A 22979-nucleotide genomic window follows, 5' to 3' on the forward strand; every position below is an offset into this window, starting at 1 on the left:
TCAAACAAAAAAAAAGCATCAGCTATAGCTGATGCTTTTTCGAAATTGAAATATATTTCTAAAAATTAGAAATTTTTTGAAATCCCGATACTTGCTGTTTTACCAAAGTTTAAGTAGAATTTACTATAATCAGCACCGTTATTATCAAAACTTAATGTTTCGTAACCTAAACCACCAATACTAAAGTTTAAACCAAAACCTTTTTTCATATTAATAAAAAGAGCTGGAGTAACACCAACGTACATTCCATCAGCTTTATCTTTATTAACAAGATTTCCATTTTCATAATCTTTACTTTTTTGATTTTGAAAACCAGCTCCTAAATCAGCAAATACAGAAAATGTTTGATTCAATGGCACAGAATAACGTAAAAAAGCACCTAACTTAAAAACATTAATTTTAGTTTCATCTCCTGCTATTTCACGTTTTGCAGATCCAGCTGTTAATTCACCCCCAACTGTCCAGTTGTCATTAAATTGGTAACCTACTCTAGGAGAAAAAGTAAAGCTGTTAACTTTGTCTTCGCTAAATCGATATTCTGATTTTTCAGAAGAGTAATCGATGTTTCCACCAACTAAGATTGTTCCTTTTTGTGCATTTGCAAAGCTAAACATAGCTAAAGCCAGAATAAGTAAAATTTTTTTCATTATAAATTATTTTTTTTTAATTACTACTGCTTTAGCAATAACGATGCCGTTGCTGTTGGCCTTTAAGTTTTTTTTATGATTTCTTTAAAAGACAAAATCGTAGCAATCGATCGTATTTCTGTTTACTTTTGTAGCAAATAAAAAGTCATGTCGATAGAAGTAAACAACATATCAAAAAGTTACGGAACTCAAAAAGCATTAAACTCAATTTCGTTTTCTATTCAAAAAGGAGAAATCGTCGGATTTCTTGGTCCAAACGGAGCAGGAAAATCTACTTTAATGAAAATTTTGACTACTTATTTACTTGCCGATGGCGGTTCAGCCCTTGTAAATGGTCATGATGTCATGACGAGCGCAAAGTCAGTTCAACGTTCGATTGGCTACTTACCGGAACATAATCCGTTGTATCTGGATTTGTATGTTCGTGAGTATTTGGCTTTTAATGCCGATGTTTATCAAGTTCCAAAATCAAGAATAGAAGAAGTAATTCAACTGACAGGACTGACACCGGAAAGTCATAAAAAAATAGGGCAGCTGTCTAAAGGATACCGCCAGCGTGTGGGACTTGCGAATGCTTTATTGCACAATCCTGATGTTTTGATTCTGGATGAACCTACTACTGGTCTGGACCCGAATCAGTTAATGGAAATTCGTAACGTAATTAAAAATGTTGGGAAAGATAAAACGGTTTTTTTATCGACTCACATTATGCAGGAAGTCGAAGCCATTTGCGACCGTGTCATAATTATTGACAAGGGACAAATTGTTGCCGATAAAAAATTAGATCATTTAGTATCTGAGAATAAAGAACAGGTTATCGAAGTAGAATTTGACTATCAGATCGAAGAACAGCTTTTGGCCAGACTCGAAAATATTACTTCATACAAAAACATTCATGATATGACCTGGGAACTTACTTTTGTTGCCGAAAAAGATATGCGCCCTGCTATTTTTGATTTCGCCAACGAAAATGGTTTAAAAACATTACAACTCAACCAGAAAAATAAAAACCTGGAGGCTGTTTTTAGAGAAATTACTAAGTAGCGTTTCCGTTTACAGTCTCATTTTACAGTTTACAGATGAAGCCAATTGTTTCTATTATAGAAATAATTGGCTTTTTTTTGCCATTCTTTCTGATCTTACTTTTCTACAACCTGCCTTATTTTTATTGGCTTTATTATCAAAATTTGGTTTTTAGAGTACATTTTATCAATTTTTAATAAATCGCGAAGAACTAATTATCAATTCGTTATGATCTCATGTGCAAATTTTAATTATTTTTATTTAGACTTGTTATAAATAGTGTTATATTTGGGCATAGAAACTTCAAAATACCACTCAAATGTTCTCCGTACTCAGTTTTATTTCATCTTATTTTTCGAAACTTTCTAAGTATTTTTTACAACTTCTAAAAGTACTTTCTGATAAATTAGAACAAATCGTTTTTAGAATAAGCATTTCTTCTTAAACGATAAGTCTTCCTCCCGACAAATCAAAAATCGCATTAAAAGCCTTACTCCCAAAAAAATCAAATCCAAATATCATGAAGAATATTATAACATCTATTATGCTTGCATTTTCGGTCTACGGTTACTCGCAGACCGAAAAAGAAACCGACAGTATTGTCGAAACTTCTATCAATGCATTAGATGAAATTGTAATTACAAAAAAGAAAGTTCTATATACCCAAAAATCCGATCGACTGGTTTTTAATGTCGAAAACAGTATTGTTTCTGAAGGCGGAACTGCATTAGATGTTTTATCGCGTGCTCCGGGTGTTGTCGTGTCTCAGGATGGCGAATTATCGATTCGCGGACAACAAGGGGTTGGCGTAATGATCAATGGCAAATTAACACAGCTTTCGCAAAAGGAACTGGCCAATTATTTAAAATCGACCACCTCATCCAACATCAAACAAATTGAAGTTATTACGAATCCTTCCTCTAAATATGACGCCACCGGAAAAGCCGGAATCATTAATATCATTTTAAAAAAACCGAATGCAGGCGGACTTAAAGGAACTGTTTTTACCAATTACGGAAGAGGTAGAAAAAACAGAACCAATTCTGGTGCAAACTTAAGCTACAATAAAGAAAAATTTGGTGTTTACGGAAACTACAGCTATACTTTTAGAGGTGAAGAAGAACGTAAAGAGTTTGACCAAAATCAATATACTGATGCTACCCGCCAGACCATTTCGACAAAAAATCATCAGACCTCAACGACTGATGAACCGCTGACATCAAACAATTTTAAAATAGGAACAACTTATGAAGTTTCTCCTAAAACGAATTTAGAAGTATATGTTGATGCTAAATTGGGCCGCTACGAAAACATCGCCAATGGAAGAAACACCTTGCTTAATGCTATGGATCAGGTGCAATTTGATGCTTCTACCTCTAATGACAGCAAAGAGAAATGGAATGATTATACATATGCATTCTCCGGAGTCCATAAATTTAATACCGAAGGAAAAAATATGTCTTTTGATTTTGAATATGAAACTTCAAAATTCAGATCGAATCAGTTTCAGAGCGCTACAAATATAGATCCTTTGAACACCAATAACATTAATGACCGAAGAGGTTTTATTCCGTCACAATTGAAGGTTTTTACCGGAAAAGTGGATTTTACAAATCCGCTGAAGGAAAAACAATCTATCGAATGGGGATTTAAAGCCAGTATAAAAAACAACAATAATCCGTCGGTTTACGAATACAATGACAACAATCAATGGATTGTAGATCTTAATTCGACCAATCATTTTGAATATAAAGAACAAATTTATGCGGCTTATGCCAACTTTAAGTATCAAATGGAAAAATTGAATATTCAAGGTGGTTTACGTACTGAATATACTGCGATAAACATTTTACAAAAAACGTTGAATGAAGAGCATAAAGACGATTATTTAAAATGGTTCCCGAGTGTTTCTATGAAATATGAACTGAGCAGCAATCATTCTATACATGCCTCTTACAGTAAAAGAATCAACAGACCAAGTCAGTTCGATTTGAATCCGTTTCGTTTTTACGATGATTCGTTTAATTACTCTCAGGGAAATCCGAATCTTGTTCCTGAAATCACGCATTCTGCAGAAATTGGTTATTCCTGGAAAAGTGCCTTTATGGCTTCATTATACTTTAGTAAAACCAAAGATGTTTTTACCGAAGTTTATGTCTACAATCCGGCCAATAACACAACGGTAACCTCTCAAATTAATGTTGACAAGTCTTATAATTATGGAGCCAATATTACCAATACAGCCGAAATTTATAAATGGTGGTCTGTAAATACGCTTTTTAATATTTTCGAAAATAAATTTATGGGCAATGTGGTAAATACTGATAAAATAGACCCAATTGTTACATTGAATTTAAGCGTTCAAAACTCATTTACCATTACAGAAAGCTGGAAAGCCGAAGCCAACGCACAATATCAGTCAAAATCGAATCTTGGTATTTATGAAAGAGATTCTTTCTTTGATTTTAGCATAGGAATTTCGAAACAAGTTCTTGCCAAAAAAGGCAATATCAAACTTAATGTTACTGACATTTTTAATACCAATAATTTCCACATCAATTCGGTTATAGCGCAAACGAGCATCAATAAAAGATATGACCTGGATAATCGCATTGCAACAATAGCCTTTACCTATAGAATATAATATTTTGAATCTTTAGTTTCCCCCTTGTTTTTATTTTTTTGATGGAATAGAGCCTGTTGTAGTTAGCGGGCTCTTTCTGTTTTAATACACTTACCACAAATGGTAGTGATGAACGGCCGCGGATGATACAGATTTAAACGAATTTACGCTGGTTTTATTTTACTGGTTTAAACTGAGCGAAGTCGAAGTCCTCATATACTGAATTACTTTGCGGGACTTCGACTTCTCCTTTCAGTCTGACAAAATAGAAATCATTTACCGGAATAACTAATATTGGATTGATACTTTTCTCTAGTTCTTAAACAAAAAAGTCTTTTGACGAATTTTACTTCTACCAAAAGACTTTAATTACTAACCAACAAAAAATTAAATAAAATTAAAGCGAATTACGCTTTGGGCTTTTGTTTTTTCTTTCTTCCCCACCAGATATAAAATCCGGTAACAGGTAAACTGGCGCATATCAAACTACCCAAAAAATAGACAATCTTGGTTGGGATACCTCCTATGGCGCCAATGTGAAGACTATAATTGGATCGCATTAACCATTTTGAAAAACGGGCATCGCCAATGTAGTCCTGCGAACTTGGAAGTAACTCTAATGTTTTCGAATCAAAATATAAATCTCTCCAGACTCCTTTATTCATATCGGTGCAGGCATAAAAATCATCTTTAGGTTCATCCGGAAAATGAATGATAACGGCTTCTTTATTTTCCTTCGCAATTTCTGTTCTTACTTTCTTCCAGATAAAATCCGCTCCAGCCAATTTATCTAATTGCTGTTGCGATAAAGTATCTTTTTTTACTGCAACAACTTGTTCTTTCTTATCCTTATCATCAGCCCATCCTCCGGCTATCCAATAGGTACTTTCCCGTAACCAATGAAAACTCATCAACAGTCCTGTAAAAGCAATAAGCACGGCCAAAATCAGGGTATAAAATCCCATAACATTATGCAAATCATAATTAAGGCGTTTGAATTTAGCGTCCCATTTTATTTTAAAACTAGCGTTTCGGGTTGTTTTATTCCATTTTTTCGGAAACCAAAGTATCAGTCCGCTTATAAGCAAAAAGAAGAAAATAACCGTTGCCCAAGCTGTTATTTGAGAACCAATTTCGCGCTCTAACCAAAGATTACGATGTCCTTCATCCATAAAATGAAAGAAATCTTCATGATGTACCATTCCGGTAATTTTACCGTTATACGGATTTACATAAATCAATGAATCCGATTCGATATCGACCTTAATTGATTTATCTAAACCATTATACCAAACGCCATGAATTTCTTTATTAGGCAATGCTTTATGAACTGCAGCGTATATTTTTGAAGGCGGTAATAATTTCTCAGGGCCTTGCGCTTCTACATTTAAATATGGGGATGTTAGTGCTTTGATTTCCTGTTCGAAAACCAAAATACAACCCGTAATTCCCATAATAAATACGATTATTCCTGACGCTAGCCCAAGCCATAAATGCAGCCACGCATTGATTTTACTAAAACGTGATTTTCCTTTATTGGGCGGTTTAAGATTCTGTTTTTTGATAACAGTCATGGTTTTAATTTTTATTTATTTTACGTCAGACAATACGTGAAAAAAGTTTATATATATAAAAACCATATAATCAGCACTCTCAAAGCAATGATTATATGGTTATTTACTAAAAAAAGTGTAATTATTGTTTTGGCGATAGCTTCGTTATAGCAGAAATATCTGTTCCTCCACCAGTTACTTTTGCACCAGCTGTAGCAGCACCTGTTTCAAGATTGATTTTATAAACACGAACCTCATCATTAGTTACAAAAGCTTTGTAAGCAAAACCATCTTCGTAGAATAAACTTCCAACTCCAAAATAGTTATCACCAGCATGTCCAGGTAATCCTGTAACCGGAGTAATTTTTTTAGATGGTAAGTCTATGATTGCTGATTTAAATTTAAATGAATAATGTCTTAAGAATCCCCATGAAATTGTATCATCTGCTGTAGGTATATAAATGATATAAGCTTTTTCTCCTCCAATAGGATAAGCGGCAACTACTTTACCGTTAAGTGAACTTGCCTGAATATCGAAGAAATAAGAAGCATCAAAATCTGTCTGACCTTTGTTGATACGTAAAATCCCAGAATGTGCCTCAGTGTTTACATCATAACCAGCTGATAATGCATTTGATGAAAAAGTATATACGTTACCAGAATCAGTACGAATAATACCTGTATTTGTATAATACATTCCAACTGCTGTCGTACGTGGGTCTGCAATTCTTTTTACAAAGTTTAATGATGGATAATCGTAAACTCTTACATAAGCATTCGTTTGATCGATATCCCAGTCATCACTTGCATCTCTGTTGAAAACAGACACAAATACTTTATCTCCCACTACTGTTACTCCCGTTGGGAAGTCAAAACGTCCAGTAGATGTAGCAAAATTATTAAATTTACGACTTGTAATAAATTGTTTTACCGGATCGTAAACAATTAGTTCATTATCTGTAGATGTACCTTCCCATGAAGCACCAACTATTAATAGTTTATTGTCATCTGTAACACCGTAAGCATATGGAGACTCAATAAAAACACGACTTCCGGCTACTAATTGACCTGTTGCATTTAAAGAAAAGGGAGCTGCACCTTCTGCTTCACTATCTAATGCAAACATTGTATTTGCAATAGGAATATATGAACCACCTTGCTCAATTCCTTTTCCATTCATATCAATTGTCCCTGTCATTAACTCGTCTAGCGAATTAAAACTCCACATATAATTTTCATTCCAGGTATCTGTTTGATATCCTATTACATATTTACTTCCCGGAATTGTATCATCTGAAGGAGAATCATCACTACTACAAGAAAATATAGTACCCGACATCAGCACAAGAGCTAATAGATTTTTAATTTTAATTGTTTTCATATTACTTTAATTTAGTTAATTATCATCTGCCTTAGAAGCATAGATTTTTGAATGAGATATTATTTTTATTTTTTATTACATAAAGAAATAACGAAGTTTCAATGTAAACGACCTTCCAGGTTTTTGTACATTAAAATAGTCATATAGTTTTACGTCTGTTATATCAAAGCATTCTACTGCAATATTATAGCGACCGTTTTTAAGTGAATAAGCAATAGACGCAGAGTAAAAAAGTTGCTCTGGAATTTCTTTTTTACCTGTCTCACCAAGATTTGGGTTTCTCAGATAATAACTGCTTGAATAATTAGTCAATAAGTTAATCGTAAGAAAGTCATCATCGAATTTGATTTTCTTGAAGTTAAATCCAACATTTGCATTTCCGTAAAAAATAGGAACATTTGCTAATTGCTTATTGTATAAATAATTAATTTGATTAGTTCCAGGTGAAACAGTTGCATCTTTATTTAGAGTCTTTTGGTAAGTTGCATTAATATCAAAAACCAACCAATCTTTATAACCATAATGAACAACTCCGTCAAATCCGCTTACCTGTATATTTTTAAAGTTAACTGCTTTACTTTTTGATGGGTTACTTTGATCTTGCCTGTCCTGGATAAAATCATTCGCTCTTCTGTAAATGAAATTTCCTTCTACTCCGAAAGAATGAACTGTAAAAGCTTTTTTATAAGAAAGTCCAAAATTAAAGTTATCACTAGATTCAGGCTGAAGATTCGGACTTGGACTTACTCTAAGTCCATCTCCCAATAATTGAAGAGCTGATGGCATTCTATAAGCATGCTCGAAAGATGCTTTAACCTGAAACTCCTCAGGAATTAAGAAATAAGCAGCAGCAGTACCATAACCAAAATTGTTAAAAGAAGGATTTACTTTTTGCTCTGAAGTTGTACCTGGATTTGTTATAACTTCCCCTTTTAAATCGAGCATTTTTCCAAAAGCGGTGAAAGACAGCCTTTTTTCAAGTGCTGATAAGCTATATGAAAAACCTAAGATATTTTTATTTAAAAATGGTTTTGTTGGCTTGTCTGTAGTTATATATTCATTGTCTTCAGTTCGTTTATAACCAACATAAGTGTAATTTAAAGCAAATGAATTATTTTCATTTAGTTCATATTTAAGATTAGCATTACTTTGAAGAGATTTTACATCATATACCATTAAAGTTTTAACTGTATTAATCTCACCTGCAGAACTGTAAGCAGGAACGTCAGTTCGTACTCCTCGCCAGGTAAATCTTCTCGACGAAGTATCTACTTTACGTTCTTCTGCAATATTATAAGACGCAGCCCAAGTTGCTGTTAAGCCTTTAGTAAATAAATTTGATTTCTTATATTTTAACGAAGACACAAAATTCTGACTATCTTCAAAAGCATCACCTACGACTCTAAACATAGTTGGCCCTTGTTGTATTTGTTTTTTATTGGCACTTCCTGTAACGCCTACTAATAAATAATCTGCATATTTTTTATCTTTTACTCCAACTTCTGCTATAACAGTTGCTTGTTTATAACCATCATGAAAATGTTTAAGTTTCTCTAACGGACCAAAAAGCCCAGAAACAGGATCAGGAACCTGAGCCTCAACCTTATAACTATTGTCAGAATAATTAAGGAATGCATTAATATTGGTTACAAAGCCGTTTTTACTTGTAAAACGTGTATTTACTGCAGCCTTATGGGTATTGAAAGATCCATAACTATAAGAAGCATCAATATATCTCCTAACACTTTTATTAGTAACAATATTAACAGCACCACCTAAAGCATCTCCTCCTAATTCAATTGGTACAACTCCCTTATAGACGTCAATTCTTTCTGCCATATTAGTTGGAATATTGTTCAATGTAAATGATGGTCCATAATTATCCAACGGAATCCCATCCATAAAAAACTTAACCTGATCTCCTGAAAATCCATTTAATGAAAAATTGAAAGCAGATCCCATTCCTCCTGTTTCTCTAACCCTAACACCAGTTGTTCTATTTAAAACCTGATTCAAATCAGCAGAAGTATTATACAACTGTTTTAAATCAACAGCTGTAATATTAAATGCCTCTTCTTTAACGCGCTGCACTTTTGATTTTCCTTTTACCTGAACTTCATCTAAAGCTGCCATATCTTCCTGAATCGTAATATTTGGCACCGTTTGGTCTGATTGCAGATTAATCTTTGTTTGTTTAGGTTTAAATCCTACTGAACTAACAGATAACACATAATTTCCTGGTTCTGCAGCTATTTCATATTCTCCTTTTTCATTTGTTAAAGTGGAATAATCTGTTCCTTTTAATGCTACGGAAACACCTTCAGCAGGTTTACCAGTATTTTCTAAAATGATTCCGTTTAAAATTACTTTTTTGCTTTGTGAGAAACCCTGAATTGAAGTTAAGAGAATCAAGGCTAAGGAAAATATTTTACTTATTTGCATTACTTAAAGTTGAAATTAATTTGGCACAAAATTAACATCAAAAAACAGTATTTGCAAGCTATTTTTAATTATTCTAAATAAACTCAATGATTAGCTTTCAAATAGAGAAATCAATAAAAAAACTACTGATTCCTTAATAAATAATTAAGACTGACTTAAGATTTGCTTAAAGTTTTATATTTAAAAAGTTAAAATTCAAATTATGATTTAGTAAAATCTTAAAAAAAACCATAAAAAAAGCCCGCTTATAATATAAGCGGGCTTTTAAAAATCATGATAGACTTTAAATTTCCAAGTCCAAAATAGTTTCCTTTAATTCTTCTATAATTATTTTTATATCGGTTTCGGATGTTCTCCAATTTACAAAAGAAGCTCTGATTCCTTTTCGGTTTTGATATACCGTTGGGGTCATAAATACTTTTCCTTTATCATTTAAAAGAGTCAAAAACTGACTTACCTTTTCCTGATTATGATCTCCTTTTAAAGTAAAGCTAACATTATTAAGACGAATAGGAGCCAAAAGTTCAAAATTATCATCCTCAATAAGTTCATTAGCAAAATGAAGTGCCAATGCCGTGCTATTTTCTATAATGTCCTTAAAACCTTCTTTTCCGTATGCTACTAATGAAAACCAAACCGGTAAAGCACGTAAACGACGTGAATTTTCCGGTAATACATTCAGATAATTAAAATTTTCTAACGGATTACCTAAATAAGGTGCATTCGAATTCTGAAAAGTTTCTGTTTGAAGATTTACATGCTTTTCTTTAATCAAATAAAAAGCGCTTTCATAAGGAACATTCAGCCATTTATGGCAGTCGATGGTGATACTATCTGCACCTTTCCATCCTTCAACCAAATGTTTAAATTTATCTGAAACTGCAGCAAAACCACCAAAAGCGGCATCAATATGCCACCAGAAATTGTATTTTTCTTTCAGTTTTGCAATTTCCGTAAAATCATCAAAATCGGCTGTATTTACGGTTCCTGCACTCGAAATTAAGATAAAAGGTTTTCCATTTAAATTTTGGATATTCTTTTCTAAATCAGCAATATCAATAGCTTCTCGATTACCTTCGATGGTTTTAACTGTCGTGTAATTATTGCTTCCAATACCCAACATAGCCAATGTTTTTATGGATGAAGAATGCGGCGTAGCAGTCAGAATATGAATGGTTTCAGTTATTCCGGTCTTTGCAAAATCTTTTCCTGATTGCGCTCCAAACCATTGTCTTGCCACTCCCAAACAAGTAAAATTTGACATTGTTGCGCCTGTTACAAAACCTCCTAAAAATGATTTTGGCAAGTCTAATAATTGCAACAACAAATTAATCGTTTCAAATTCTATCAAGGCCGAAACTCCTCCCTGCGCTTTTATTGCTTGCGTATTTTGATCATAAACAGATGCCAGCCAATCCCCTGCAATCGAAGCCGGAGTTGAACCTCCTGTTACGAAACCCAGATATCTTGGCCCTGGGGAAGCAACCATCAAGGGCGCTAATCTTTTTTTAAATTCTTTTAAAGCTGCTAACGATCCTAAACCCTCTTCATTTAAATTTCGGGTTGGATCGATTGTGTTTTTATTTGAAGTTGGAATATTGTCGAGATCATACAGAAAATCTAATCCTTGTTGTTTGGCTTGATTAAGTATGTTTTCGATATCATTTAGATCGTGTTGAAGTACTGAATTCATTCTATATTATTTTTATCTGCTCAGCTGTATAATTCCTTGTTGCTAAAAATAGCTCACGGATCGCACAGATTATACGGATTGATACTGATTTTAATTTACGGTCGATTGCTTTATTTTGAAAAATTACTTTTTACCATTTGGTCTTTTCCGAGAATCGCGAGACCATCATAGAGGAAATCACATCGCCGTTGGCATTTAGTAAAGTAGCGATAGGGTCAACGAGGGTCCCCAAAATCATGGCAACCGGCAAAGCTTGCTCCATAGGGAAGCCGTAAACAGTAATGGCTAAAATTTCGCCAATATAACCTCCGTTCGGAATTCCGCCTTCGACAATCGACACGATTATTGTAATTCCTAATGCTAAAAGTATTGTTGATGGTGAAGTAAAATCTTTACCAAACATGGCAAAAAGAAAGGTGATTTTTAAGATCGATGACATACTCGAACCGTCTTTGTGCAAAGGTGCTCCCAACGGAATAACCAAATTCCTAACATGTTTTGGGATACCCATTTTTTCGGCGGCATCAAGGTTTGCCGGAATAGTGGCAATACTGCTGCAAGTCCCTATTGCTGTTAATGAAGGTGTTATATTGTTGCTCCAGAAAACAACAAAAGCTCTTTTACCACCTGACAATAAAGCATATAAACTAAAAAAGACAAAAAAGTAAAACACGCAAGCCACGTAATAAACGCCTAATGGTTTGGCGTAAACTCCAAATAATTGCGGACCATAATAACTAACCTGATAAGCAAAATAAGCTCCTAAACCTATTGGAGCCAATTTCATAATCATAGTCAAAAGCTGTTTCATAACTTCGTTTCCTGAATCCAGAAAACTTTTGAAAGCATTACCTTTTTCTCCTGATTGTAAGGTCGCAAATCCTATCAAAAAGGAAAAGATAATGAGCGCCAACATACTTTTCCTTGATAACAATTCGTAGAAATCATTGGTCGTCAGTAATTGCGCTATCTGATCTCCAACGTTTCCGGATTGTATATTCTCCACCGGAATTTTGGTAATGATAATATTTTCGTGAATAGGAAAAAAATAAACCGCTATTATCATAACAATAGCCGAAAGAAGAAGCGTGCCTAAAAAGACCGCTATCATAATAATAAAGAGTCTTCCTAACTTTTCTGTTTTTTCCAGATTAGCAATAGAGGAAGTTATGGTAAAGAAAACAAGTGGAATAATCGCTGTAAAAAGCAAGTTTAAGAATATATCCCCGACTGGTTTTATAACCGCAACTTTTTCTTTGAAAATTAATCCAAAAATACTTCCAATTATGATTCCGCCCAGAAGTAACAAGACACTACTGTAACTTTTTAGAAAATTGACTTTTTTAACTTCCATGGCTTAATCGTATTATAAATTGGAATATAGAAACGTGAAATAAATCAATTAAATTACTCAAAAAAAGAGTGCTGAAATTATTTTTTTTATGCAACTGATTAAAAGGATTTCAAATGATTTTTCAATTTATGCCATTAAATGTGTCGTTAGGCACATTTAACCCCTTGATTCGAATTAATCATTATTTTTCTAAAACCAAAGTAGTAAAAGCCCTATCCACCAATTCACCGCTTTTGCTTTTTACTTTTTCTGTCAGCGTTTCTTTGTTTATGATTTTAAAAGGCGATTTTTTAATTAGTTTTTCCGCCTTTTCTGTGCTATACAGCTCAAACTCAAATTGAGTAAAAGGAAGTTGTTTCATAAAACTCTCTTCGGCGAAAGTGATACATAAAATTCCTTTTGGCTGTAAAACTCTATAGATCTCCAACAGCAACTTTTCAGGTTCCTGCCAGAAATAAATGGTGTTTACCGTAAATACTTTATTGAATGCATTATCTTCAAGCGGAATTGTATTTCCATCATAAACCGAAAAGAAAGCTTGTTTTTGGGAGACAAAATTTCTGTTGATCTGACGCGCTTCCTGAAACATTAATTCAGACATTTCTAGTCCGTAATATTTAATATTTTCAGCTTGTTCGAAGATAAATTCTACATGTCCAGCATTTCCGTGTCCTAATTCCAGAATTGTATTTCTTGGCTCTATATGTAGATTCTGAACCGAATGGCGCGTCATGTTGATGTTGGTTTCATTCATCATATTGCCCATTACGATTCCTTTTTCTCCCGTGGGATGTTTAAGCTGAGAAGCTATTGCTTGTAATTCTTCTTGTTTCATAAAATTTTAAATTCCAATTAAAAAAATCCAAATTCCAAACTGTTTGGTCATTGCGAGGAACGAAGCTACTGCACTAACAAAAGCACTATAGATATGCTTTATGAGATTGCTTCGTTCCTCGCAATGACATTAAAAAAGATGGCTCGCAATCTGACGAATATTCTCAGATTTCCCCATAGAATAATAATGTAAAACAGGAACTCCGGCCGCTTTTAATTCTAACGATTGCTGAATCGCCCATTCGATACCTACCTGTCTGATCTCAGCATTGTTCTTGCATTGATCTACGGCATGAATTAAATCTTCCGGTAAATCGATACGGAAAATTTGTGGCAAAACCTGTAAATGCCTTTGAACCGCGATTGGTTTAATCCCTGGAATAATAGGAATTGTGATACCCATTTCTCTGGCTTTTTCTACAAACTTGAAATATTTTGAATTGTCGAAAAACATTTGTGTTACCACATAATCAGCTCCGGCATCTACTTTTTCCTTTAGTCTTTTTAAGTCAGATTGCAACGATGGAGATTCTAGATGTTTCTCCGGATAACCTGCAACTCCAATACAGAAATTGGCTCTGTTATCAGCATCCATTACTTCATGAAGGTACTTACCCTGATTTAGTAAACTAATTTGTTTGACCAAATCAATTGCATAATCGTTTCCTCCGGCTTTTGGCATAAAATATTGCTCGTCTTTCATGGCGTCACCACGTAAAGCCATCACATTGTCGATTCCCAAGTAGTTACAATCTACCAAAAGATATTCGGTTTCTTCTTTTGTAAATCCTCCGCAAAGTACGTGCGGAACAGTATCTACATTGTATTTATGTTTTATAGAAGCGCAAATTCCAAGCGTTCCCGGACGCATACGAGTTAGTTTTTTATCTAAAAGTCCGTTGCCTTTATCAATATAAATATATTCCTCGCGAGAAGTCGTTACATCAATAAACGGTGGTTTAAACTCCATCAACGGATCGATATTATCATATAATTCCTGAATGCTTTTCCCCTTTTGAGGCGGAATAATTTCAAATGAGAATAATGTATTTCCTTTGGCGTTTTCTATATGTTCTGTTACTTTCATTCTTTGAGTTATGAGTTATGAATTATGAGTTTTGAGTTTTAGTTTGGTGTAAAAAATCTGAAATCAAAAAACGTAAATCAATTATCTGCTTTATTTTAAAATTATGATAATGAGTTGAAATCTGAAATCTGAACTCTGAAATCATAAATCATTTAGTCTGCTATATTAGGGTTTAACCATTTCATTGCGTAATCTGTTGGTACATTGCGTCGTTTGGCGTAATCTACTACCTGATCTTCTTTTATTTTTCCGAGTCCGAAGTATTTACTTTTCGGATTCCCGAAGTAATATCCCGAAACCGAAGATGCCGGCCACATTGCCATACTTTCTGTCAGGGTTACTCCAATTTCATCGGCTACATTCAAGAGTTTCCAGATTGTTGGTTTCTCTAAATGATCCGGACAAGCCGGATATCCTGGCGCAGGACGAATTCCTTTATAATTTTCTTCGATCAAATCTTCTGTCGAAAGTGATTCTTCAGCATCATAACCCCAGAAATCCTGACGTACTTTTTCGTGAAGATATTCGGCGAAAGCTTCAGCAAAACGATCGGCCAATGCTTTTACCATAATCGAATTATAATCGTCAAGGTCTTTTTCAAATTCGGCTGCCCATTCGTCTACACCAAAACCTGTTGTTACACAAAATGCTCCTATATAATCTGTAATTCCTGAATCTTTTGGTAAGATAAAATCAGATAAAGCAATATTTGGTGCTCCTTTTGTTTTTTGTGATTGCTGACGAAGCGTTAAGAATTTCTCCAACACTTTTCCGTTTTCATCACGTAATTCGATATCGTCATCATCGATCTGGTTCGCTGGGAAAATGCCGTAAATACCTTTTGCTGATAATTTTTTCTCGGCCAAAATCACTTTCAGCATTTCCTGAGCATCTGCAAAAACCGAAGTTGCCTGTTCTCCCACAACCTCATCGGTCAAAATCGCCGGATATTTCCCGAACAATTCCCAAGTTCTAAAAAATGGTGTCCAGTCGATATACGGAACCAAAACATCCAGTTCTACTTCGATAATTTGTTTTCCAATTACTTTTGGTTTGGTTGGCGTATATTCATCCCAATCCAATAGTAATTTATTTTTACGTGCTTGTTCTATTGTCAAGAAGTTCTTATCTCTTGAACGATTTAAAAACGTTTCTCTAAAAGCATCATATTCAGCGCGAATATCGCTTGCATATATTTTACGGTTATGATCTAAAAGATTTCCTGCAACAGTAACAGCTCTCGAAGCATCGTTTACGTGAATTACAGTTTCTCTATATTGAGGAGCAATTTTCACGGCCGTATGCGCGCGCGAAGTCGTTGCGCCACCAATCATAATAGGTATTTTAATTCCTTGTTTGTCTAATTCTTTGGCCAGATACACCATTTCGTCAAGCGAAGGTGTGATCAATCCGCTTAAACCAATAATGTCAACATTATGCTCAATCGCCGCAGCAATAATTTTTTCCGGAGGCACCATAACACCAAGATCAACAATCTCATAGTTATTACAAGCCAATACCACCGAAACAATGTTTTTACCAATATCGTGAACATCCCCTTTTACGGTTGCCATCAATATTTTTCCGTTTCCTTGTTTGTCTCCGGCTTGTTTACTTGCTTCAATATATGGCAATAAATACGCAACGGCTTTTTTCATTACACGTGCCGATTTTACAACCTGAGGCAGGAACATTTTTCCGCTTCCAAATAAATCTCCAACAACGTTCATTCCTGTCATCAAATTGATTTCGATAACTTCAATAGGTTTTGTTGCTGCCAAACGTGCTTCTTCAACATCTTCTTCAATAAAAGCGTCAACTCCTTTTACCAATGAATGCGTAATACGCTCCTGAACCGTTCCTAAACGCCATTCCTGAATCGCTTTTTCATCTGATTTTACTTCACCCTTTACGTTTTCGGCGAAATCCAATAGTCGTTCAGTTGCATCGTCACGTCTGTTCAAGATTACATCTTCAACATGTTCTAATAAATCTTTTGGGATATCATCATAAATCGAAAGCATTTCCGGATTTACGATTCCCATTGTCATTCCGTTCTTGATCGCGTGGTATAAAAACACCGAGTGCATCGCTTCACGAACGGTATCGTTTCCTCTAAATGAAAACGAAACGTTACTCACACCACCGCTAATATGTGCGTGTGGTAAATTTTCGCGAACCCATTTTGTACCTCTAAAAAAGTCCAAAGCATTCAAGCGATGTTCTTCCATTCCGGTTGCAACGGGAAAAATATTTAAATCGAAAATAATATCCTGTGGTGGAAAACCAACTTTGTTAACCAAAATATCATACGAACGCTGACAAATCTCAACTCTTCGGTCAAAATTATCGGCCTGACCTACTTCGTCAAAAGCCATGATAATAGCCGCAGCTCCGTAGCGTTTGATTAATTTAGCGTGATGAATAAAGGCTTCTTCACCTTCTTTCAATGAAATCGAGTTTACAACGCTTTTTCCTTGTACTACTTTTAGACCTGCTTCAATGATTTCCCATTTCGAACTGTCGATCATAATCGGCACTCTCGAAATATCGGGTTCTGATGCAATTAAATTCAAAAATTTAGTCATTGCCTGAACACCATCAAGCATCCCTTCATCCATATTAATATCGATGATTTGAGCTCCTCCTTCTACTTGTTGTCTTGCAATATCAAGTGCCTCGTCATACTTCTCTTCCTTGATCAGGCGAAGGAATTTTCTTGAACCTGTTACGTTTGTACGTTCCCCAATGTTTACAAAAACACTCGTAGGCGTAATAATCAACGGTTCTAATCCTGCTAATACAAGGTCTCTTCTATTTTCTGCCATTTTTTCTAAGTTACTGAGTTCCTAAGTTGCTTAGGTTCTGAGTTTTTATTCTATATTTTTATTCAACGTCTTGCTTGTCTTTGCGAGGAACGAAGCAATCTCATTCTACTTTTCAATGTCTTATTTTGGGCGTGTTTCGCCGCGGCGAACCGGGCTATCCGCTATTAGTGCTCGCACTTCCTTCGTCAGGCTGTGGGGTAGCCGCTTCTATACCTCACGCGACACTCGGTTTTATATTTTAATTATTCATATCGATAATCAGATTCTGACAATTCTATAATTTCTTTTTTCTTATATAAAATTTCACGAATCATATCGCACAAGTCTAAAAAAGGTTTTGCTCTTTTGTCATTTGCATCATTTGTTGCACCATTATCGTAACTGACATATTTCTTTTTCCCATTCGCAAAAACTACTACACTCATATTAAAACTTGGTATTGTCCCCTTTATATTTTCCTTTCCTTTTGGCTCGAATGCAATAGGCATTTGGAAAAATTTGATTTTGACAATAAATGAGTATATTTTTTCTATTTCTGCTTTCGTTAAATCTACTTTTATTGTCTTTTCCTCATTTAAATATTTCCTATAAAAACTTTTATATTGAGAATTATAACCATCATTTCCTCCATCATGAATTGTAAAATAAAAATCCGTAGGTATTTCTTGTTTCACTACTACTGAATCTTTTTTATCTCCAAATCCAAACAAACCAAAAATTATAAATACAGCAAATATTATCCTCAATAGCTTCATTCTTAAAGATTGTTTTTTTTAAGAAAATATAGGTGCCACTCTAGGTTTATAATCTTTCGCAACCTCAGCAATTAATCGAATATGATCCGGAGTTGTTCCGCAACAACCACCAATTATGTTGATTAAATTATCGTCTAAATATTCTTTAATGAATGCCTGAGTTTGTTCCGGAGTTTCATCGTATTGTCCAAACGCATTTGGTAAACCTGCATTTGGATGTGCCGAAACATTAAAACTAGTATGTTGTGCCAATGTTTTAAGATATGGTTTCAACAAATCGGCTCCAAGAGCACAATTGAAACCAACACTCAATAACGGAATATGCGATACTGAAATAAGGAAAGCTTCAACCGTTTGTCCCGAAAGTGTTCTTCCTGAAGCATCGGTAATCGTTCCTGAAACCATGATTGGAATATCAATATTACGCTCGTCTTTTACTTCTTCGATCGCGAAAAGTGCTGCTTTGGCATTTAAAGTATCAAAGATGGTTTCTACCAAAAGTAAATCGCATCCGCCATCCATTAAGGCCTCTACTTGTTGTTTGTAGGCAATTCGTAAATCATCAAACGTTACGGCTCTGTAACCCGGATCGTTTACGTCTGGTGACATACTTGCGGTTCTGTTTGTTGGCCCAATCGAACCGGCTACAAAACGTGGTTTGTCCGGATTTTTGGCTGTAAATTCATCGGCTACTTCTCGGGCCAGTTTAGCCGATTTGTAGTTTAATTCATAAACCAAATCTTCCAGGAAATAGTCGGCCATACCAATCGTAGTTCCTGAAAAAGTATTGGTTTCTACGATGTCTGCACCCGCTTCATAGTAAGCGGCGTGGACATCGCGGATCGCTTGTGGTTGTGTTATGGATAGTAAATCGTTGTTTCCTTTTAACGGATGCGGAAAATCCTTGAAACGCTCTCCACGAAAATCTTCTTCGGAGAAATTATAGCGTTGCAGCATAGTTCCCATTGCTCCATCAAGGATTAGGATATTTTTTTTTATTGCTTCCTGAATTGTTATTGCCATGACTTATTTGTCTTTTAGCTACTAAGACGCTAAGGCGCTAAGATGCTAAGTTTTTTAATTATAATTTCTAACGTTTATTAAACCTGACGGGTTTTAAAAACCCGCCAGGTTTATCACGAAATTTTGATTCACATTAATTCCAAAAATTCACTATTCATGGCCAATTAGCCCCGATTACTTCACTTAATTTCTATTTTTCATAGCAGTTCAGTGAACTTCGTTTGAGCCAGTATCCTCGTAGTGAAACAGAGAGAGATATAGGCGAAAGCAGGAACGATTGACAGCAAAAATGCGCCAATGATTCGCTCATGATACCAAAGTGAATTCGGTAAAATTATATTGTAAGTTGTCAGGAAGAGTTTTGAGAAATACTTTTATGTATTTGTGTTATCTATCTTTGATACTAAGAGTAGTATAAAGTAGAATGTAGCACCTTCTTTATGATAAAGGGTTGCTAAGGTTTCATTGGGTCTTTCCCTCCGCCTTTCGTGATAACTTTCAGTAATTTTAAGAACAGTGCAAAGTAAAGACATAACCTGAACAATTGCAAGTTTTTTTTAAGTTTCTGAGATTCTAGAGTACTAAGACACTAAGTTTAATGTTTTGCTTGTATTAAAAGCTCTAGAGGAGATTATGTTTATAGCAAAAAACATCATTCTGTAGAAAGCTCCAGCGGAGCGTAATATTTATAGAAAAAATTATTCACCACAAAATAAAGCTCTAGCGGAGCGATACATTATTGTCGCAATATCAATATGTCACCCCAACGGGGTTTCTCCTCATAAACATCTTAATTTCTATAAATATAACATTCCTCTGGGATTACTTATAATAGTTCATTTCAAATTTTTGCACTTCATTTAAATAGAAATAGTTAGTAATCAATTTTTGTAAAACATCTATTTCTCCTTGAAGTCTTTTTGCTCTTTCACTATTTTTTCCTTTACCATCTATAGAATCATCTTGGTTATAGGAATTTTGACTCTCTTCGTCTGCAACATATTGAGTTAAAGATTGTATGTATAATTTTTTCTGTTTTTGAAAGTCATACTTCTTATCGTAATATTCTTTCCCAACCGCTAATTGATAGATAGAATATTCTGCATCTGCATATAGTCTTTTAAATTGATGTGCAAAATAGGTTCCACCATAATTTAAACCTTGGTAAAGCCCATTTACAGCATGATACAATTGAATTAGTTTCTCTCTTTCTAATTTATATTTCTGTTCTCCATTTTTTTGTTTGAGATAATAAGCATACACTAAACAAAAATCATCTCGACCAACTTCGCTGCCAAATGTAATAGTCTCCTCTTTTCCGTCCTGATTTATATAATTCTCCCATGCTTTACCTGCATATGATTCATTTGGATTTGAAGGAAATTTTGCTTTGAATACCGGAAATAGTATTTCAATTTTGTTTAATTCGTTTTTAGAAAATACTATCGAATCAATCTCTTCGTCTGCAAAGACAAGAACCATTTCATCCTGAAGTTTCGGATTATCCTTAATATGAGGCAAGCATTTATTTGCACTGACTTCTTTTGGCTTTACTGTAATAATTTCTTTTTTTGGTTCTTTACAACTAACTAAGAAACTACAGGAAATCAACCATAAAATTATCTTGTTTTTCATTTATATCGTTTGATTTTTTAAATTTTTTTTGCTCAATAAAGATATGAATAACTCTTCCTCATTTTAATTTATAAAAGTCGAATAAATAACAAAAAAAGCCCAAACCGTAAATGGTTTGGGCTTACTATATAAAAATCTTAGAAACTTAGCAACTCAGTGTCTTAGCAACTTAAACAATCGCCTTAACAACCGCTTTTGGAGCTTCTTTACGAGTTCCGTCGAAACCGTCTACACCAGAAACTGTTGTATATTTAAGGACATATTTTTTACCCGGATTGATAATTCCGTATGCTGCCTGACACATTAAAGTCGCTTCGTGGAATCCGCAAAGGATCAACTTTAATTTTCCAGGATATGTATTGATGTCTCCAATGGCGAAGATTCCAGGAATATTGGTTTGGTAATCTAATGCATTGTTTACTTTAATAGCATTTTTTTCGATTTCTAATCCCCAGTCTCCAATTGGTCCTAATTTTGGCGTTAATCCGAAAAGTGGAATAAAGAAATCTGTTTCGATTTTACGGTGTGCTCCGTTTTCTTCGATATCTAATGACTCCACATGCTCAGCACCGTTGATTCCGATTACTTCTGCAGGAGTAATTAATTTAATTTTTCCGGCTGTTTTTAATTCCTGTACTTTTTCCACCGAATCAAGCGCTCCTCTAAATTCATTTCTACGGTGAATTAAAGTTACCTCAGAAGCTACATTCGCCAGGAATATACTCCAGTCTAAAGCTGAATCTCCTCCTCCGGCAATTACAACTCTTTTGTCTCTGAATTTTTCCGGATTTTTGATGAAGTATTTTACTCCTTTATCTTCATAAAACTCGATATCTTCTATAAGTGGTTTACGAGGCTCAAAACTTCCTAAACCTCCAGCAATAGCAATAACCGGTGCGTGAAATTTAGTTCCTTTGTTTGAGGTTACAATAAAACTTCCGTCTTCTTGTTTGTCGATTGTTTCAGCTCTTTCTCCTAATGTGTAACCTGGCTCAAATTGTTTAATTTGCTCTTGTAGGTTATCAATTAAATCTCCTGCTAAAACTTCCGGAAAACCAGGAATATCATAAATAGGTTTTTTAGGGTACAATTCTGAAAGCTGTCCTCCTGCTTGTGGTAAAGCATCTAAAATATGACATTTTAATTTTAATAATCCTGCCTCGAAAACGGCAAATAAACCTGTTGGTCCTGCTCCAATTATAAGTATATCTGTTTTAATCATTATGTTGTTGTTTATAATCATTCTTAATAATACAAAGAAACGAATAATATATTCTAATGACAATGATTTTTATCATTGATTTCCCTGCGAAATTTTTTACTCTTTATTTTTTAATGAGCGGTAATTCGGTCATCTTTTTCATCGGGTTAAAACCCGACGCTACAATATGAAACGTTCCTCCGGAACTCTTTAGCTATTCTTTATTTTTTAATGAATCAGTTATCTCATTCATTCTTTTAACTTTTTCTTCAAAATTCCCTTTTAAAGTTTTCCTATATTCATTGAGGTTTTCCACCATTTTATTGATATCCTCAGGAATTACTTCTTCAAAAAACTCCCGTAGCCTTTTAGCTGTTGTTGGCGATTTTCCGTTGGTCGAAATGGCAATTTTTACATTTCCTTTCGTTACAATTCCGCCCAAATAATAATCACATAAATCCGGCGTATCGGCAATATTGCATATCAAATAACGCTTTCGGGATAAATCGTATACCTTTTTATTGACTTTTAAATCATCGGTACAAGCGATTACCATGTGACGCTTTTTGAGCATTTTTTTCTTAAACTTTGATTTTGTTAATGTAATCGAAGGATGTTTATCAGCTAAAACCTTTATTTCTAAATGGAAATTTGGCGCTACAACCTCAACATTTGCATTGGGACTCGACTTTAGTAAAAAAGAAAGCTTTTCTAACCCAACATTTCCTCCTCCAACAATTAAAACATTCAGATTGTGAAGTTTTAAGAATATTGGATATAATTCATTCTGTTCCATTTTATTTTATTTTCATCCAATCAAAATTAGATGATTTTTATTTTATCAAATTAAATTCAGCCTTTTTTAACCTAATAAATTTAATTCCATACCTCCATCAGTTT

Annotated in this window: 16 protein-coding genes and 1 riboswitch; of the genes, 2 read left to right on the forward strand and 14 right to left on the reverse strand. The window is 34.4% G+C overall.

Features of this window, described 5'->3' with window-relative positions:
- Nucleotides 1-65: 65 nt before the first annotated feature.
- A complete protein-coding gene (locus tag GIY83_RS17275; protein WP_194615962.1) occupies nucleotides 66-647 on the reverse strand; it encodes an outer membrane beta-barrel protein in 582 nt (193 codons plus the stop codon).
- Nucleotides 648-794: 147 nt separating this feature from the next.
- Between GIY83_RS17275 and gldA the strand changes: the two genes are divergently transcribed.
- Nucleotides 795-1691, forward strand: a complete 897-nt coding sequence (gene gldA, locus GIY83_RS17280) for a gliding motility-associated ABC transporter ATP-binding subunit GldA (protein ID WP_194615961.1) — start codon at nucleotides 795-797, stop codon at nucleotides 1689-1691.
- Between the two features lie 499 nt (nucleotides 1692-2190).
- A complete protein-coding gene (locus tag GIY83_RS17285) occupies nucleotides 2191-4314 on the forward strand; it encodes a TonB-dependent receptor domain-containing protein (protein WP_208682630.1) in 2124 nt (707 codons plus the stop codon).
- A 386-nt stretch (nucleotides 4315-4700) separates the two neighbouring features.
- Here GIY83_RS17285 and GIY83_RS17290 read toward each other — a convergent pair whose 3' ends face one another.
- From GIY83_RS17290 to GIY83_RS17350, 13 genes are all read right to left on the reverse strand, one after another.
- A complete protein-coding gene (locus GIY83_RS17290; protein ID WP_194615959.1) occupies nucleotides 4701-5867 on the reverse strand; it encodes a PepSY domain-containing protein in 1167 nt (388 codons plus the stop codon).
- A 121-nt stretch (nucleotides 5868-5988) separates the two neighbouring features.
- Nucleotides 5989-7227 (reverse strand): DUF4374 domain-containing protein, encoded by a 1239-nt coding sequence (locus GIY83_RS17295; RefSeq protein ID WP_194615958.1) that lies wholly within the window; start codon nucleotides 7225-7227, stop codon nucleotides 5989-5991.
- A gap of 75 nt (nucleotides 7228-7302) precedes the next feature.
- A complete protein-coding gene (locus GIY83_RS17300; RefSeq protein WP_194615957.1) occupies nucleotides 7303-9669 on the reverse strand; it encodes a TonB-dependent receptor in 2367 nt (788 codons plus the stop codon).
- Between the two features lie 283 nt (nucleotides 9670-9952).
- Nucleotides 9953-11362: a pyridoxal-dependent decarboxylase gene (locus tag GIY83_RS17305; RefSeq protein WP_208682632.1), complete on the reverse strand. Its 1410-nt coding sequence runs from the start codon at nucleotides 11360-11362 to the stop codon at nucleotides 9953-9955.
- A gap of 130 nt (nucleotides 11363-11492) precedes the next feature.
- Nucleotides 11493-12716: a dicarboxylate/amino acid:cation symporter gene (locus tag GIY83_RS17310; RefSeq protein ID WP_194615955.1), complete on the reverse strand. Its 1224-nt coding sequence runs from the start codon at nucleotides 12714-12716 to the stop codon at nucleotides 11493-11495.
- Between the two features lie 181 nt (nucleotides 12717-12897).
- A complete protein-coding gene (locus GIY83_RS17315) occupies nucleotides 12898-13551 on the reverse strand; it encodes a class I SAM-dependent methyltransferase (protein ID WP_208682634.1) in 654 nt (217 codons plus the stop codon).
- A 129-nt stretch (nucleotides 13552-13680) separates the two neighbouring features.
- Nucleotides 13681-14637 (reverse strand): methylenetetrahydrofolate reductase [NAD(P)H], encoded by a 957-nt coding sequence (metF, locus tag GIY83_RS17320; protein WP_194615953.1) that lies wholly within the window; start codon nucleotides 14635-14637, stop codon nucleotides 13681-13683.
- Nucleotides 14638-14789: 152 nt separating this feature from the next.
- Entirely contained in the window at nucleotides 14790-17465 is a 2676-nt protein-coding gene (gene metH, locus GIY83_RS17325) for a methionine synthase (RefSeq protein ID WP_194615952.1), read from the reverse strand.
- A 242-nt stretch (nucleotides 17466-17707) separates the two neighbouring features.
- On the reverse strand, nucleotides 17708-18220 hold the full coding sequence (locus GIY83_RS17330) for a hypothetical protein (RefSeq protein ID WP_194615951.1): 513 nt from the start codon (nucleotides 18218-18220) through the stop codon (nucleotides 17708-17710).
- Nucleotides 18221-18238: 18 nt separating this feature from the next.
- A complete protein-coding gene (locus GIY83_RS17335; RefSeq protein WP_194615950.1) occupies nucleotides 18239-19243 on the reverse strand; it encodes a homocysteine S-methyltransferase family protein in 1005 nt (334 codons plus the stop codon).
- 384 nt (nucleotides 19244-19627) lie between these two features.
- Nucleotides 19628-19741, reverse strand: a riboswitch (SAM riboswitch).
- Between the two features lie 324 nt (nucleotides 19742-20065).
- The gene (locus GIY83_RS17340) at nucleotides 20066-20878 is read right to left on the reverse strand and encodes a hypothetical protein (protein WP_208682636.1); all 813 of its coding nucleotides are present in this window, start codon (nucleotides 20876-20878) and stop codon (nucleotides 20066-20068) included.
- A 169-nt stretch (nucleotides 20879-21047) separates the two neighbouring features.
- The gene (locus tag GIY83_RS17345) at nucleotides 21048-22100 is read right to left on the reverse strand and encodes an NAD(P)/FAD-dependent oxidoreductase (RefSeq protein ID WP_055097101.1); all 1053 of its coding nucleotides are present in this window, start codon (nucleotides 22098-22100) and stop codon (nucleotides 21048-21050) included.
- A gap of 193 nt (nucleotides 22101-22293) precedes the next feature.
- Nucleotides 22294-22875, reverse strand: a complete 582-nt coding sequence (locus GIY83_RS17350) for a bifunctional precorrin-2 dehydrogenase/sirohydrochlorin ferrochelatase (protein ID WP_194615948.1) — start codon at nucleotides 22873-22875, stop codon at nucleotides 22294-22296.
- Nucleotides 22876-22979 lie beyond the last annotated feature (104 nt).

It is taken from the genome of Flavobacterium sp. SLB02, assembly GCF_009664855.1.
Taxonomy (GTDB): Bacteria; Bacteroidota; Bacteroidia; order Flavobacteriales; family Flavobacteriaceae; genus Flavobacterium.